The following is a 13,964-nucleotide window of genomic DNA, read 5'->3' as shown; positions in this document are numbered from 1 at the left end:
CCCGTTGTCGTATTTCCCACTCGCGGTTCCCTCAAGCGCAATTTAGTATCAGGGCTTCTGAATTCGCGAGGTTTCCATGATTCGATTTTTGCTTTGTAGCTTTGCTCTTGTTTTACTCTATCCCACGGCCATAGACCTGTATCTGGTTGGTTTACCGCAAATCGCTCAGGATTTGAATGCAACAGAAGCCGAGCTGCACATTGCCTTTTCAATCTATCTGGCAGGCATGGCTACCACTATGCTAGTCGCAGGTCGAATTGCGGATTCATCGGGGAGAAAGCCAGTAGCAATTATCGGGGCCGCCATATTTATCGCAGCGTCCATTCTAGGCGGTACATCGACCCAAAGTACTGAGTTTCTCATCGCGAGATTTGCACAGGGTATCGGAGCTGGCTCGTGTTACGTCGTTGCATTTGCGATTTTGCGCGATGTGCTAGACGACCAGCGAAGAGCCAAGGTTCTATCAATGATTAACGGCATCACTTGCATCGTGCCAGTCATTGCCCCCGTCATCGGCCATTTGATCATGCTTCAATACCCTTGGCCTGCGCTTTTCACCACCATGTCCGGAATGGGTGTGATCGTCTGTCTTCTATCGCTCTTTGCTCTAAAAGAGAGCCGACCTAAGACCGCCAAGCAACCTTTGAATGAGCCCGCTAACTTAGAGAGTGAATCTTTTAAAGACAGTTACTTCTTGAGTCGTCTGATGGTGACTTCATTTAGTGTCACCATGATCCTGACATACGTTAATGTTTCACCAATGCTGATTATGAGTGATATGGGTTTCGATCGCGGCGGCTATTCGACCGTTATGGCGCTCACTGCGTTAATCAGTATGCTCACGTCTTTCTCTGCGCCTCTCCTGCTGGCCCGATTTGAGCAGCGAAGTTTGAGCCTGTTATCCCAAACGTTTTTTGCGGCTTCCGCCACTACGTTAATCATCACTAACTTTATTCAATTGAGTCACATCGGGTACTTCATAGGCTTTGGGCTGTTGTGTGCTGGCTTTTCTCTCGGCTTTGGCGTGGCCATGAGCCAGGCACTCAGCCCTTTTTCTAAACGTGCCGGCGTTGCCAGCTCTTTATTGGGAATTTCACAAGTGTGCAGCTCAGCCTTCTACATATGGTTAGCGGGTATTTTGGGCATAAGTGCTCTAAACATGCTGATAATAATACTGGCGGCAGGTAGCCTAATCAGCTTTGCTCTAATACTATGGATACCAAAACCGACACCACTACATCGTTATGAAGAAATCTCTGGCACGGCTTGATCTCAATTTACTGTTTACATTGCAGCTTCTGCTTCAGGAGCTGAGTGTTTCCAGAACAGCGAAAAAGCTCAATGTTACGCCTTCGACCGTGAGTAAATCACTGGGGAAGCTGCGGGATTGGTTTGATGATCCTTTGTTTGTCAAAACTCCAACCGGACTGGCACCCACACCGCTGACCCTCAGTATGGAGCAAGACCTCAATGATTGGCTGCAAATCGGTGCCCAGATTGCAGAAAAGCGTACTCAAGAGTCTACGAAAGGGATTCAGTTTCATCTCGCGATAGAGTCACCTTTATTACTGACTTTACTCGGTGAGCTTCTTCAGCAGATACATGAACGCTACCCACAGGCCAAAATCAAAACCAGCAACTGGGATTACGACTCACTTGAGACCATCATCCGCGGCGACGCAGACATCGGTTTTACCGGTCGGGAAAGTCATCCCCGCTCTAAAGAGTCACTGGATCTTCTCCCCTACTTTGTGGATTACGAAGTCCTGTTTACCGATCTACCTAAAGTCTATTTACGTGATGACCACCCAGCGCTTAAGCAAGAATGGAATCTGGATACCTTTCTTCGTTATACCCACATTAACATCCTGTGGGAGAAGAGTGAGACTTGGGCACTTGATGACGTCCTTGAGGAACAAGGCCTGAGCCGATCCAGTACGTTAACCATGGCAAGCTTTGAGCAATCTCTGTTTATGGCAGCGCAATCTGGCCATGAGTACATCACTACCGCCCCAAATTACTGCAAGCATTACGTCAAACAGTTACACCCTAACCTCACCAGTTTACCTATCCCTGTTGAAGAAGAGTTTAAGCAAAAGTTGATGATTCCATTTACGTTAATTTGGCATAAGCGCAACGCATACAACCCGAAAATCACTTGGTTGCGAGAAAACATTAAGCAACTTAGTATGCGCAATCACACTTGATCGAAGCGGAATACAAGACATGGAATTGGACATCTATCAAGTCGACTCATTTACCACCGAAACTTTCAAAGGCAATCCAGCGGGTGTCTGCATTACGGACCAGCCACTTGAGGAGTCATTGATGTTTGCTATTGCCGCAGAAATGGCGGTGTCTGAAACGGCGTTTTTGTCCTTGAGCGATATGCGATTGCGCTGGTTCACACCTGAAGTAGAAGTCAAACTGTGCGGGCACGGCACGCTTGCTGTTGCCCATGTCCTAAAGCAACAAGGAAAGATTGCAACTGGCGACAGCATTACCTTTAATACCCTTTCCGGTTTGCTGAGTGTGAAGGTGTTAAGTTCGACTTATGAGTTGGACTTCCCAGCGCCCGAATTGGAATACAACCAACATTGCTCTGAAGAGAGACTCAATGCACTCGGGTTATCTGAACAACAGGTTGTCTCCTACTGTCAGTTTGATTCTAAAGAGCTGTTTGAGCTTACCAACGAACAAGCGGTGCATGACCTAAGCCCGGACTTTTCTTCATTGATTAGACAACCGGGGCGAGGGATCATCGTCACCGCTCAATCAACTCAGTCCAATAGCGATATCATCTCTCGCTACTTTGCGCCTTGGGTCGGCGTCAATGAAGATCCGGTGACAGGTTCAGCGCACTGTGCACTGGCTGAGTTCTGGGCAGGAAAAATCGACAAGCCTGTACTCACCGCCTACCAAGCATCCTCAAGGGGCGGCTATCTGGATATCGAACGAGTGGAAAGTGGGCGAGTCACGCTTTCTGGTAGCGCAGTGATTGCGCTCAAAGGCACACTATTTATCTGATTTTAGATACAAAAAAGCAGCCTATGTGGCTGCTTTTTTATTCATATTTCTAACGCTGGCGCTGTTTATTACGAGCACCTTGCTCGCCTGCACCTTTACGCGGTTTACGACGAGCTGGATTGTTGCTACGTCCACCACCGTTGTTCATTCGCTCTTCATGACGCTTAACTGCGCGACGAATTTTCTGGCTACGAGAACGCTCTCGCTTACGTGACGTGTTAGCTTTGTTTTCGTCAAGCATGGTCTCTTTTTCAGGACGCAGCTCTACCAATTCACGTAGGTAGTTTACCTCTTTAAGGTCTAGCTCCATCCATCCGCCACGAGGCAGTTTCTTATCAAGGAAGATATCACCGTAACGAACACGCTTCAGGCGGCTAACCGTACAGTCTTGAGATTCCCACAAACGACGCACTTCGCGGTTACGACCTTCGTTGATCACAACGTAGAAAGTGTGGTTCATACCATCACCGCCTGCGTAAACAACGTCTTCAAATCGCGCTAAGCCATCTTCAAGCTCTACACCACCAACTAGGTTGCGGATTTTCTTCTCGTCAACGTCACCAAATACACGCACAAGGTATTCACGCTCAACCTGACGACTTGGGTGCATCAAACGGTTAGCAAGCTCACCATCGGTTGTGAATAGTAGTAGGCCAGATGTGTTCGCATCCAGACGACCAACAGAAATCCAACGAGAACCACGGATTTTTGGCAGACGGTCAAATACAGTTCGACGACCTTCTGGGTCATGACGAGTACACAGCTCACCCTCAGGTTTGTAGTACGCAAGTACACGACAAACCACTTCTTCCTGCGCCTTCGCAGAAACAGTGTGGCCGTCAATACGAACTACCGCATTCTCGTCTTCTAGTCGTTCACCAAGCTTAGCAACAACGCCGTTCACACTCACGCGACCCGCTTTGATCAAAGCTTCAAGTTCGCGTCGTGAGCCATGGCCTGCTCGCGCTAATACTTTCTGTAATTTTTCGTTCATCAATCTACCTTTGTGTCGTCTTCTCAGACGTCGATTCTATTTTGCGACCCTAAATCGCGGTCGCGTATTATCGCAAATTCTCTAAAAAAACGCATGCATTATTTTTACTTTTGACACCAATCTAAGGTGGCAAAAAATTGAATAATCGTAAGGTTTTATATCCATGAAATACATGTCAATGCCGCCACTAGCGGCCTGAGTGCGGCGATCCTACTATTTTGGCTTCCGGTTCAGCTTGCCCCCATTGTTGACCTTCCAGCATTTGCAGCCAGCTAGTCAATTTGTCAGCAGGTTGTGGTCTACTTATAAAATACCCCTGCGCATGATCACAGCCATTGGCGACCAACCAATCCAGCGAGGCTTGGTCTTCGACACCTTCCGCGACCGTTTTAAGCCCAAAGCGTTTGGCGAGCTTTATCGTCGATTGTGCAATCGTCTGGTCTTGCTGATCACTGGCAACATTGAGGATGAAAGATTTGTCTATTTTCAGTTCCGTTGCGGGTAAATGTTTCAGTTGTGACAAGGACGAATAACCCGTGCCGTAATCATCAATTGAAATAGACAGCCCCCTCTCAGACAGTCGGCTGAGTATCGACAAAGCGTATTCAGGGTCTTCCGCCAGCGCACTTTCTGTGACTTCAATTGTAACCTCGTTTTCACTGCAGTCGGACTGGGATAGGAAAGTCAGTATTTTGTCGTCAAAGTTCTTCTGCTTGAGGTTAACCGCAGAGATGTTGATCGCCACACCTAATTCGAATCCGAGCTCTCGCCAGACTTGTAGTTGCTGCAAAGCACTGCGCATGACCCAGTCAGTCAACGCATCTATCTGACCAGTGGTTTCAGCAATTTCAATAAATTCATCCGGTGGGATCATCCCCAGTTCTGGATGAATCCATCTTACTAACGCTTCGACTTTATCGACCTGCGAAGTCTTAAGGTTCAGTTTTGGTTGGAAGTGCAGTATCAGTTGGTCACCTTGAATGGCTTCCGTTAGCTCATGGGTTAAGCGAACACGATTGATAGCGCTTTCTGCCATACTGGATGCAAATTCAAGGCTTGGAACTCTCATCTTCATCGCTTGTTGTAAGGCAATACCGGCGTTGTGTAGCAACTGACGGGCGGTTTCACCATGCTTAGGATAGCGGCAGTACCCTGACACCGTATGCACCGTCACCGAAATACGTTGTAAACTGAACGCTCCAGCCAAACATTGTAGAACCACATTGGCGCTGTGTTCATCCGACTGTTTGGTATTACATTGGGAGAGCAAAGCAAATTCTGAGGACTCGAGTTGATAAAATTGTGCTTTCTCTTCCAACGCCATTAATCGGCTTGCCGCCGCAACCTGAAGCTCTTCGCCAGTGTCTAACCCGAGACTGTAATTTAATTCTTCAAATTCCAAGACTCTGAAACGGATGAGTAAAAATCCGTCACATGATTTATTGATGAGATCGGCAATATCTTCAAACAACTTTTTCTTATTCAGCATTTTTGTTAGATCAGAGTGATAAGCGCGGTAGTTTAACTCAGCCTGTCGGTCGTTAACGGCCTGATTCATTAGGTTAAATTCATGGGCTAATACGCCAAGCTCATCTTTACGATTCACCACCAAGGCGTCACTGTTTTCCCCTTGAGCAATTTGCTTAGCTTTACTAACAAGTCCCTGCAATGGCTTAGCGATGCTTTTTGATAGTAAAAAGGCAGCGACGATCGAACAACCAAACGTCACCAAGACGATCAACATGATCTGTAGCCATCGGTTTTGTAGTGTTGCGAATAAGTCCGCTCTGGAGAGATAAAGGGATGCGATGAGATCTTTTTCGTCTTTAAAGCCAATCGCCACCTCAGTCGCAATAGTGTGTGCATCCGATTGTTGAGGCTCTATCGCGGAAGAGCCATTGCCCGCCTCTTCTACACTGCTGGCAAGCAATGACCATTGCCCGCTCTCCTGATAACCGATATCGACATTCATACCTGTCAGTAGCGCGAGTCGCTGCGCTAAAGTCTGGTCGATAGCAAAACCAAAACCTATCCAAGCGACCGTTTCAGCACCACTTTGGACTGGAACCAATACTAATTGAAACACCGCTCCCTGATAGTCATAGAGTATTGGGCGGTCCTCATCTGGAGCAGCGGTTTCCTCCATGGTCAGCATGTTGTTTTCTGTATCGGCACGGGTTCGATTAGTGCCTTTGTCGTAAACCAGCTTGCCGATGAAATTACCATTCTCATCAACTGCAATCGCCAAGTCGGCAGAAATCCGCTGGCGATGATTATTCAACGCCACTAAGAAACTGCGCGCGTCCTCTCTCAAAGCCTGTTTAAGGCCAAAATCTTTTGCGACGGTCTGAGCAAACCCGGTTAAATTACGCGTACGTTGTTCAAACTGGTTTTCAAACACCGCCTTTGCTGTGCTGAGGTGTATTTGCGCTCGCTCTTCTCTTTCTTTTTCATTCGATTGGAAAATGGAGTAAAACAAAATGCATTGAACAGCGATCAACACCGCGAGAAAAGAGAACAGTATTTGAGTCTGGATACTTTTAAATTGATTCATTTATAGGACCCGTAGAAATCAATCATCTGAGCATTTTTCTGCTTCGGTATCGGTGACATTTTCTTGGTTAACGCCAGTTCAAATTCTTGGTCACCCGCCACTTCCGTTTGCAGCGTTTCGTTCATCTGTGGGTGCCAAGCCGTTAACGTCACATTTTCCAAACCGTCTGGTAGCGTTATTCTGGCAACCCCTGACTTACCGGTAATGGTGTAATAAGGAGTATCGACAACCTTGATGTAACCACTCATCCAGTCATGAATGTTACATCCCATGGCGACCACGCCTTCACTAGGAAAAGATTTCTCAACACCCTGTTCAGAAGCACGAATCACAAAAGAAAAATCGAGTGGACCCGTAATGGAATAAATATGGTGGGAGATGTCGTCTTTGTTGGTAAATAGAACGGGCTGGTTGACTCTTACTACTGAAATATAAGGCTTAAAAGCACGGCCGTTTTGAGATACTTCGGTCACTAACGTTTCGTTAGTTGTCGTTTCCTCAGCGGGTAAGTTGGAAGCGGTAACATAGACCACGGCATCTTTTACTGGTTTGCCATTACTTTGTACAACGCGCACTTCGAGAGGTGCAGCAGAAGAAATAGCGGGAAACAAGAATAGAATAAGAAGCAAATGACGCATATTGCATATCTGATTTATTAGACTTAACAATCAGCATAGCAGTCACTTGGGATTTTTGCGGGTTAAAAGAGCATAGGTATCAACACACTATGCTCTGCTCATTGAAGTTTTTGCGAAAGCGAAGTTGCTACTCGAATGCAGCAGGGTCGCCCGAACCAACGCGGGCAATGACAGGCTCATCATCACTGAAATCGACTACAGTCGTTGGCTGCTCACCAAGGTAACCACCATTGAGGATACAGTCCACCGCGTGCTCAAGTTTATCGCGAATCTCTTCTGGGTCTGATTCAGTAACATCATTACCCGGAAGAATTAAGGACGTCGACATCAAAGGTTCACCAAGCGCTTCCAGTAAATCCAGCGCAATCTGGTTGTCTGGTACACGGATACCAATCGTCTTACGTTTAGAGTTCATCAAACGACGCGGTACTTCTTTCGTCCCTTTGAAGATAAACGTGTAAGGCCCTGGCGTATTGTTCTTTAGTAATCGAAACGCGGTGTTGTCGACACGAGCGTAAAGAGACAGCTCTGAAAGATCGCGACAAAGCAATGTAAAGTTGTGCTTTTCGTCCAATCGACGAATCTTACAAATTCGCTCTAAAGCCTGTTTATTTTCTAGCTGACAGCCCAATGCATAACCGGAGTCTGTCGGATAGATAACCACACCGCCATTACGAATGATTGCCACAGCCTGATTGATCAAGCGAGCCTGGGGGTTTTCTGGGTGAACGTAAAAAAACTGGCTCATTGTAATTCCTCATCATCGAGTCTCTCGACTCTATATTTGTAACGTATTGATTTAATAGCAATCTAAGTCACTAATCGCCACAACCTATGGTCAATCAGCTTGCGAAGGCTCAATACCCCAATCTTTCCATACAGGTTCTACACCTGATGGCAGCCACAAATTCCTGCCCAGCTCCATCCAAGGAGACGGATAATGGAAGTCACTGCCTTGAGACGCTAATAGTTTGTATTGTATAGCATAATCCGCCAAGTTGCGCCTTTCTTGTTGGCCCTGTTGTGGTTGGGCTACTTCCATCGCATCACCACCCGCTTCAACAAATGCTGCGAGCAGTCGCTTAATCCATTTTGCGGTGAGATCATAGCGCCCAGGGTGCGCAAGTACTGCTTGTCCGCCCGCACTGTGAATGGCATTGACAGCGTCAGCCATCGAACACCAACTCGGTGGTACATAACCTGGGTTATTGCGAGTCAGGTATTTCTTAAATACCTGTTGCATGGTTTTGGCGTAGCCGTTGTCCACCAGCCATTTCGCAAAATGCGCTCGCGTGATAGGTGCATCACCAGCAATGGCTTGCACCTCTTCGAGCACCCCTTCTCGGGTCGCTTTACTCAGGCGATGAGCGATCATTTCTGCTCGCCCTTCACGGTGCTTTTTCTGCTGTTCGATTAACTGAGCCAACTCGGCGGACTGCGGGTCTATATTCAACCCAACAATGTGGATGTCTTTGTTTTGCCACACCGTGGATATTTCAATACCGTTAATGATTGTTATGGGTAGCTGGTTGTCTTGAACATACTGATGCGCAATCTCTAAACCATCTACCGTATCGTGATCGGTAATCGCCAGCACATCGATATCAAAACCGAGCGCTCTGTCTATCAATTCGTTAGCAGGTAATCGTCCGTCAGAGGCCGTGGTATGGCTGTGTAAATCAATTCTCATAAATGTGTTTTTTTAGTTGACTTTTTACCTCTGCACTAGTTAACTAGTACACAAATACGAAGTACCTGAATTAAGGCTCACTATGTTACAAGAAATTAACCAAAACCAGAAAGCGAATATTGCAGCTGACTCTTTACGTGACAGTTCTGCAGACCTTGCTTGGTGGCGCACTTGGACAAGTTCTTGGTGGGCTAACGTATACTTTTAATTTACCAAATTAATGTTACCAAGCCCGCTACTAAAGCGGGCTTTTTGTTTTGTCGGATACTCAGCACTCAACTGGTCAAACATTCATCAAATAGAGCAAATTCCACATTGGGTGAACGTTTTCTTTGTGCGACTATGTACGGCAGGAAGTAAAAAAGATTACAAATGAAAAGGAGGTCTTGTGAACAAGGCCATTGAAATCAAAAAGCTGGGAAACCTTGAAGTTATCCAAGCATCTGCACCTTACACGCAGGATCCTACTCGTCTGTTTCATACTCTGTGTGAAAACAAAACCGACAGCCTGTTGTTGGAGTCCGCAGAGATCGATTCAAAACAGGATCTGAAGAGCCTGCTGATCGTTGATTCCGCTGTTCGCATCGTTTGCAACGGCCACATTGTGACCATGCAAGCACTGACCAATAACGGTAAACACCTGCTTTCTCATTTGACTCACAACATTCATAGCAATGTGGCTCATTCATTTGATGGCCAAACGCTGACACTAGAGTTTGAAGCGCCTTGCGATACACTTGATGAAGATTCTCGCTTACGAGAAGCGTCTTCTTTTGATGCGTTGCGTCTGGTCCAGCACAGTTTTGACCTTACTGAACATCAGCAACACGCGGTTTTCCTTGGTGGTCTGTTCGCATACGACATGGTGGCGAACTTTGAACCTTTAGGTGATGCAGAAGCATCAAACCAATGCCCAGACTACGTTTTTTACGTCGCAGAAACTCTGCTCGTCGTTGACCATCAGAGCGAGTCTTGTGATTTACAAGCCACATTGTTTGCGAATAGCGAAGAAAAATCGACGCTGGAAGCACGCATTGATAGCATTCAGTCACAGTGCGCTAACCTGAAACATTTACCGCAAGCGACCAAATTAACTGACGTTTCTCCACAGCCAAGCGTTTCAGATGAAGATTTCTGCCAAATCGTTCGAGATCTAAAGCAATACGTAGTGCGAGGCGATATCTTTCAGGTTGTTCCATCACGCCGCTTCACCCTGCCTTGTCCGTCACCACTCGCTGCGTATAAAGAACTAAAGCTGAGTAACCCAAGTCCTTACATGTTCTACATGCAAGATGAGCTGTTCACTCTGTTTGGCGCATCACCTGAAAGCGCGCTTAAATACGAAATCCATACTAACCAAGTCGAGATTTACCCAATCGCAGGCACGCGTCGACGTGGCAAACGCCCAGACGGCGCTATCGATTTCGACCTAGATAGCCGTATTGAACTTGAACTGCGTACTGATATGAAAGAGAACGCTGAACACATGATGTTGGTGGATCTCGCGCGTAACGACGTCGCTCGTATTTCCCAAGCAGGTTCTCGCCACGTTGCCGATTTGCTTAAAGTCGACCGCTACAGCCATGTAATGCACTTAGTATCCCGAGTGGTTGGTCAGCTTCGAGACGATCTGGACGCTCTGCACGCCTATCAGGCTTGCATGAACATGGGGACACTGACTGGTGCACCAAAAATCCGTGCGATGCAACTTATCAGAGATGTCGAAGGTGCGCGCCGTGGTAGCTATGGCGGTGCCGTTGGCTACCTCACTGGCGAAGGTACATTAGACACCTGTATCGTTATCCGTTCTGCTTATGTCGAGAATGGCATCGCTCAAGTTCAAGCGGGCGCTGGCGTTGTGTTTGATTCAAAACCACAAGCCGAAGCAGATGAAACTCGTGGTAAGGCGCAAGCCGTTATCTCTGCAATTCAGTCAGCGCATAAGGAGTCGTAGAGATGGCTAACATTGTATTTATCGATAACTTTGACTCATTTACTTATAACTTAGTGGATCAGTTTCGCTCACTCGGACACGACGTCAAAATCTACCGCAACCACATTGCTGCGGAAGCGATTGAAAACGCGGTCAACGAGCTAGACAATCCGGTTGTGTTATTGTCTCCCGGCCCAGGGGCGCCATCTGAAGCTGGCTCCATGCCGGAAGTCATCCAACGCCTAAAAGGTAAAGTGCCGATGATCGGTATCTGTCTCGGTCATCAAGCTATTGTTGAAGCCTATGGTGGTACCGTTGCTGGCGCGGGTGAAATTGTCCATGGCAAAGTGTCGATGATGGAGCACCAGAATCATCCGACATATGCTGACCTACCTTCACCACTTGCCATTGCACGTTACCATTCGTTAGTGGCTACACAGGTACCTGAAACACTTACCGTAACTGCAGAGGTCGATGGACTCGTCATGTCTGTGGTCCATGAACAAGATAAAATTTGTGGCTTTCAATTCCACCCGGAATCCATCATGACTACTCACGGCGCAACGCTGTTAGCCAATGCGATTGAGTGGGCTTTACAAGAATCAAATCTAACGTCAGTGCAGCAATAAGGAGCAAATAAGAATGGAAACGATCATCAACAAACTCTATGAACAACAACCGCTAACTCAGGAAGAAAGCCAACAGCTTTTTGACATCATTATTCGCGGTGAACTTGATCCAATTCTTATGGCATCGGCGCTGACAGCACTCAAGATTAAAGGTGAAACACCGGATGAGATCGCTGGTGCAGCAAAAGCACTGCTTGCCAATGCAAATCCATTCCCTCGCCCTGACTATGATTTCGCGGATATCGTGGGCACTGGTGGTGATGGCCACAATACCATCAACATTTCGACCACTGCTGCCTTTGTTGCTGCGGCATGTGGTTTGAAAGTAGCAAAACACGGTAACCGCAGTGTTTCAAGCAAATCTGGCTCTTCTGACCTGCTTGATTCATTTGGCATCAACCTAGCCATGAGCGCTGAAGATACTCGCACTGCGGTAGATAAACTCGGCGTTGCTTTCTTGTTTGCACCGCAATACCACAGTGGTGTTCGCCACGCTATGCCTGTTCGTCAGACCATGAAAACCCGCACAATTTTTAACATCTTAGGCCCTCTGATTAACCCTGCTCGTCCAAATATTGAGCTCATGGGTGTGTACAGCGAAGAGTTAGTCCGTCCTATCGCTGAAACCATGCTTAAGATGGGCATGAAGCGCGCTGCAGTAGTGCACGGTAGCGGCCTAGATGAAGTTGCAATTCATGGCGACACCACAGTGGCGGAAATCAAAGATGGGCAAATTACTGAATACACTTTGACTCCAGAAGACTTTGGCCTAACAGCGCATCCGCTTGAAGCAATTAAAGGCGGTGATCCTGAAGAGAACAAAGCCATTATTACCAATATCCTCACTGGTAAAGGCACCGATGCCCAGCTGGGTGCGGTAGCGGTTAACGTAGCGCTTCTCATGCGTTTATTTGGTCATGAAGATCTCAAGGCCAACACTCAGCAAGCTATTGAGGCTATGAACTCTGGTAAAGCGTTTGAGCTGGTTAATCAGCTAGCAGCTCACGCCTAAGTACCTTAAGGAAGAAACAAAAGATGACTCAGACGCAAGATAAACTTTCAGAGCACGTGTCCCTAAAAGAAGCGCAAATGGCAGAAGTATTGGCAAAAATCGTTCGTGATAAGTACATCTGGGTGGAAGAACGTAAAGCCTCTCAACCTTTGGAGCAGTTTAAAGAGGCGTTAACTCCGTCTGATCGTAGCTTCTATGACGCGGTAAGCGGTAAAAAAACTGCCTTCATCACAGAATGTAAGAAGGCGTCTCCGTCCAAGGGACTGATTCGTGACGACTTTGATCTCGATTACATTGCGTCCGTGTACAATAATCACGCTGATGCGATTTCAGTGCTCACAGATGAAAAGTACTTTCAAGGAAACTTCGATTTCCTGCCACAAGTGAGAAAGCAAACATCTCAACCGATTCTGTGTAAAGACTTTATGGTGGATACTTATCAGGTTTATCTAGCTCGCCATTATTCTGCTGACGCAATTCTGCTGATGCTATCCGTACTTGATGACGCCGAGTATAAAGCACTGGAAGAAGTAGCTCACTCACTCAACATGGGCATTCTGACCGAAGTCAGTAATGAGGAAGAGTTACACCGCGCAGTAAAACTTGGCGCTAAAGTTATTGGTATTAATAACCGCAACTTACGTGACCTAACAACAGATTTGAACCGCACCAAAGAGCTGGCACCAACAATACGTGAGCTGGCACCAGAAGCAACCATCATTTCGGAGTCAGGCATCTACACACACCAGCAAGTACGAGATCTTGCAGATTTTGCTGATGGCTTCCTGATCGGCAGCTCATTGATGGCAGAAGAAAACTTAGAGCTGGCAGTACGCAAAGTCACACTAGGTGAAAATAAAGTTTGTGGTCTGACACACCCAGATGATGCTGCAAAAGCTTACCAAGCAGGTGCAGTATTTGGCGGGCTGATTTTTGTCTCTAAGTCGAAGCGTTGCGTGGATTTAGAAACCGCTCGCCTAACCATGTCCGGTGCTCCTTTGAAATATGTGGGCGTATTCCAAAACCATGATGTCGACACCGTGGTTGGTATTGCGCAAGAGCTTGGCCTCTGCGCTGTTCAGCTGCATGGAGATGAAGACCAGAACTTTGTCACTGCGATCCATGAGCAGCTAGGTGATCAAGTTGAAATCTGGAAAGCTTACGGTGTTACTGACAGCTCACCAGAACTGCTAGACACTCCAGTCAGCCGCCACTTACTCGATACCAAAGTTGGTTCTCAAACGGGTGGTACAGGCCTAGTCTTCGACTGGTCATTGATTGGTGATAGATCAAAAGTGATGCTCGCGGGTGGCATTTCACCTTTCAACGCTCAGAAAGCGGCCCAACAAGGCTGTCTAGGTCTGGATTTAAACTCAGGCGTTGAAGTTTCACCCGGCAAGAAAGATGCAGAGAAGTTGCAACAGGCATTTGATGCGATTCGCAGCTACTAAATAGATTTATTAAAGATCAATTACTCATAATTAAAG

General features: G+C 46.9%; 13 protein-coding genes and 1 other annotated feature. Of the genes, 8 read left to right on the top strand and 5 right to left on the bottom strand.

Annotation, left to right across the window (positions count from 1 at the left end):
* Positions 1-76: 76 nt before the first annotated feature.
* Genes FIU99_RS06425 through FIU99_RS06415 form a run of 3 tightly spaced genes read left to right on the top strand, consistent with a single transcriptional unit; the run spans position 77 to position 3,027 of the window.
* Positions 77-1,270 carry an MFS transporter gene (locus tag FIU99_RS06425; RefSeq protein WP_006958930.1) on the top strand — a complete coding sequence of 398 codons (1,194 nt, stop codon included), beginning with the start codon at positions 77-79 and terminating at the stop codon, positions 1,268-1,270.
* Positions 1,245-2,207, top strand: a complete 963-nt coding sequence (yidZ, locus tag FIU99_RS06420; protein ID WP_039951616.1) for an HTH-type transcriptional regulator YidZ — start codon at positions 1,245-1,247, stop codon at positions 2,205-2,207. The genes FIU99_RS06425 and yidZ overlap by 26 nt, the downstream gene beginning before the upstream one ends.
* 19 nt (positions 2,208-2,226) lie before the next feature.
* A complete protein-coding gene (locus tag FIU99_RS06415) occupies positions 2,227-3,027 on the top strand; it encodes a PhzF family phenazine biosynthesis protein (protein ID WP_039951618.1) in 801 nt (266 codons plus the stop codon).
* A 49-nt stretch (positions 3,028-3,076) separates the two neighbouring features.
* Here the strand turns inward: FIU99_RS06415 and rluB are convergent, their stop codons facing one another.
* The 5 genes from rluB to FIU99_RS06390 all read right to left on the bottom strand — a co-directional run bounded on the left by rluB (position 3,077) and on the right by FIU99_RS06390 (position 8,903).
* On the bottom strand, positions 3,077-4,021 hold the full coding sequence (rluB, locus tag FIU99_RS06410; protein ID WP_006958933.1) for a 23S rRNA pseudouridine(2605) synthase RluB: 945 nt from the start codon (positions 4,019-4,021) through the stop codon (positions 3,077-3,079).
* A 187-nt stretch (positions 4,022-4,208) separates the two neighbouring features.
* Positions 4,209-6,575 carry a bifunctional diguanylate cyclase/phosphodiesterase gene (locus tag FIU99_RS06405; RefSeq protein ID WP_006958934.1) on the bottom strand — a complete coding sequence of 789 codons (2,367 nt, stop codon included), beginning with the start codon at positions 6,573-6,575 and terminating at the stop codon, positions 4,209-4,211.
* Complete coding sequence (locus tag FIU99_RS06400; protein ID WP_006958935.1) at positions 6,572-7,213, bottom strand: hypothetical protein; 642 nt, start codon at positions 7,211-7,213, stop codon at positions 6,572-6,574. Before FIU99_RS06400 ends, FIU99_RS06405 begins: the two co-directional genes overlap by 4 nt.
* A 127-nt stretch (positions 7,214-7,340) precedes the next feature.
* Positions 7,341-7,961, bottom strand: a complete 621-nt coding sequence (locus tag FIU99_RS06395; RefSeq protein ID WP_006958936.1) for an L-threonylcarbamoyladenylate synthase — start codon at positions 7,959-7,961, stop codon at positions 7,341-7,343.
* A 90-nt stretch (positions 7,962-8,051) separates the two neighbouring features.
* Positions 8,052-8,903 (bottom strand): PHP domain-containing protein, encoded by an 852-nt coding sequence (locus FIU99_RS06390; protein ID WP_006958937.1) that lies wholly within the window; start codon positions 8,901-8,903, stop codon positions 8,052-8,054.
* 82 nt (positions 8,904-8,985) lie between these two features.
* On the opposite strand from FIU99_RS06390, the gene FIU99_RS06385 reads away from it, so the two are divergent.
* From FIU99_RS06385 to trpCF, 5 genes are all read left to right on the top strand, one after another.
* On the top strand, positions 8,986-9,111 hold the full coding sequence (locus FIU99_RS06385) for a trp operon leader peptide (protein ID WP_039951621.1): 126 nt from the start codon (positions 8,986-8,988) through the stop codon (positions 9,109-9,111).
* Positions 9,058-9,160 (top strand) — a sequence feature (Trp leader region). (Overlaps the previous gene by 54 nt.)
* Positions 9,161-9,291: 131 nt before the next feature.
* Positions 9,292-10,857, top strand: a complete 1,566-nt coding sequence (locus FIU99_RS06380; protein ID WP_152472132.1) for an anthranilate synthase component 1 — start codon at positions 9,292-9,294, stop codon at positions 10,855-10,857.
* Between the two features lie 2 nt (positions 10,858-10,859).
* Entirely contained in the window at positions 10,860-11,465 is a 606-nt protein-coding gene (locus FIU99_RS06375) for an aminodeoxychorismate/anthranilate synthase component II (RefSeq protein WP_006958939.1), read from the top strand.
* Positions 11,466-11,478: 13 nt separating this feature from the next.
* Entirely contained in the window at positions 11,479-12,477 is a 999-nt protein-coding gene (trpD, locus tag FIU99_RS06370) for an anthranilate phosphoribosyltransferase (protein ID WP_006958940.1), read from the top strand.
* Between the two features lie 23 nt (positions 12,478-12,500).
* On the top strand, positions 12,501-13,928 hold the full coding sequence (trpCF, locus tag FIU99_RS06365) for a bifunctional indole-3-glycerol-phosphate synthase TrpC/phosphoribosylanthranilate isomerase TrpF (RefSeq protein WP_006958941.1): 1,428 nt from the start codon (positions 12,501-12,503) through the stop codon (positions 13,926-13,928).
* Positions 13,929-13,964 lie beyond the last annotated feature (36 nt).

It is taken from the genome of Vibrio sp. THAF64, from assembly GCF_009363455.1.
Taxonomy (GTDB): Bacteria; Pseudomonadota; Gammaproteobacteria; order Enterobacterales; family Vibrionaceae; genus Vibrio; species Vibrio coralliilyticus.
Note: the sequence above shows the minus strand (reverse complement) of the source record. Positions and strands in the feature narration are given on the sequence as shown.

What these genes read in the sequence shown, in the direction of transcription:
- FIU99_RS06425 (WP_006958930.1), top strand. Translation starts at nt 77, where the DNA reads ATGATTCGATTTTTGCTTTGTAGCTTTGCTCTTGTTTTACTCTATCCC.
- yidZ (WP_039951616.1), top strand. Translation starts at nt 1,245, where the DNA reads ATGAAGAAATCTCTGGCACGGCTTGATCTCAATTTACTGTTTACATTG.
- FIU99_RS06415 (WP_039951618.1), top strand. Translation starts at nt 2,227, where the DNA reads ATGGAATTGGACATCTATCAAGTCGACTCATTTACCACCGAAACTTTC.
- rluB (WP_006958933.1), bottom strand. Translation starts at nt 4,021, where the DNA reads ATGAACGAAAAATTACAGAAAGTATTAGCGCGAGCAGGCCATGGCTCA.
- FIU99_RS06405 (WP_006958934.1), bottom strand. Translation starts at nt 6,575, where the DNA reads ATGAATCAATTTAAAAGTATCCAGACTCAAATACTGTTCTCTTTTCTC.
- FIU99_RS06400 (WP_006958935.1), bottom strand. Translation starts at nt 7,213, where the DNA reads ATGCGTCATTTGCTTCTTATTCTATTCTTGTTTCCCGCTATTTCTTCT.
- FIU99_RS06395 (WP_006958936.1), bottom strand. Translation starts at nt 7,961, where the DNA reads ATGAGCCAGTTTTTTTACGTTCACCCAGAAAACCCCCAGGCTCGCTTG.
- FIU99_RS06390 (WP_006958937.1), bottom strand. Translation starts at nt 8,903, where the DNA reads ATGAGAATTGATTTACACAGCCATACCACGGCCTCTGACGGACGATTA.
- FIU99_RS06385 (WP_039951621.1), top strand. Translation starts at nt 8,986, where the DNA reads ATGTTACAAGAAATTAACCAAAACCAGAAAGCGAATATTGCAGCTGAC.
- FIU99_RS06375 (WP_006958939.1), top strand. Translation starts at nt 10,860, where the DNA reads ATGGCTAACATTGTATTTATCGATAACTTTGACTCATTTACTTATAAC.
- trpD (WP_006958940.1), top strand. Translation starts at nt 11,479, where the DNA reads ATGGAAACGATCATCAACAAACTCTATGAACAACAACCGCTAACTCAG.
- trpCF (WP_006958941.1), top strand. Translation starts at nt 12,501, where the DNA reads ATGACTCAGACGCAAGATAAACTTTCAGAGCACGTGTCCCTAAAAGAA.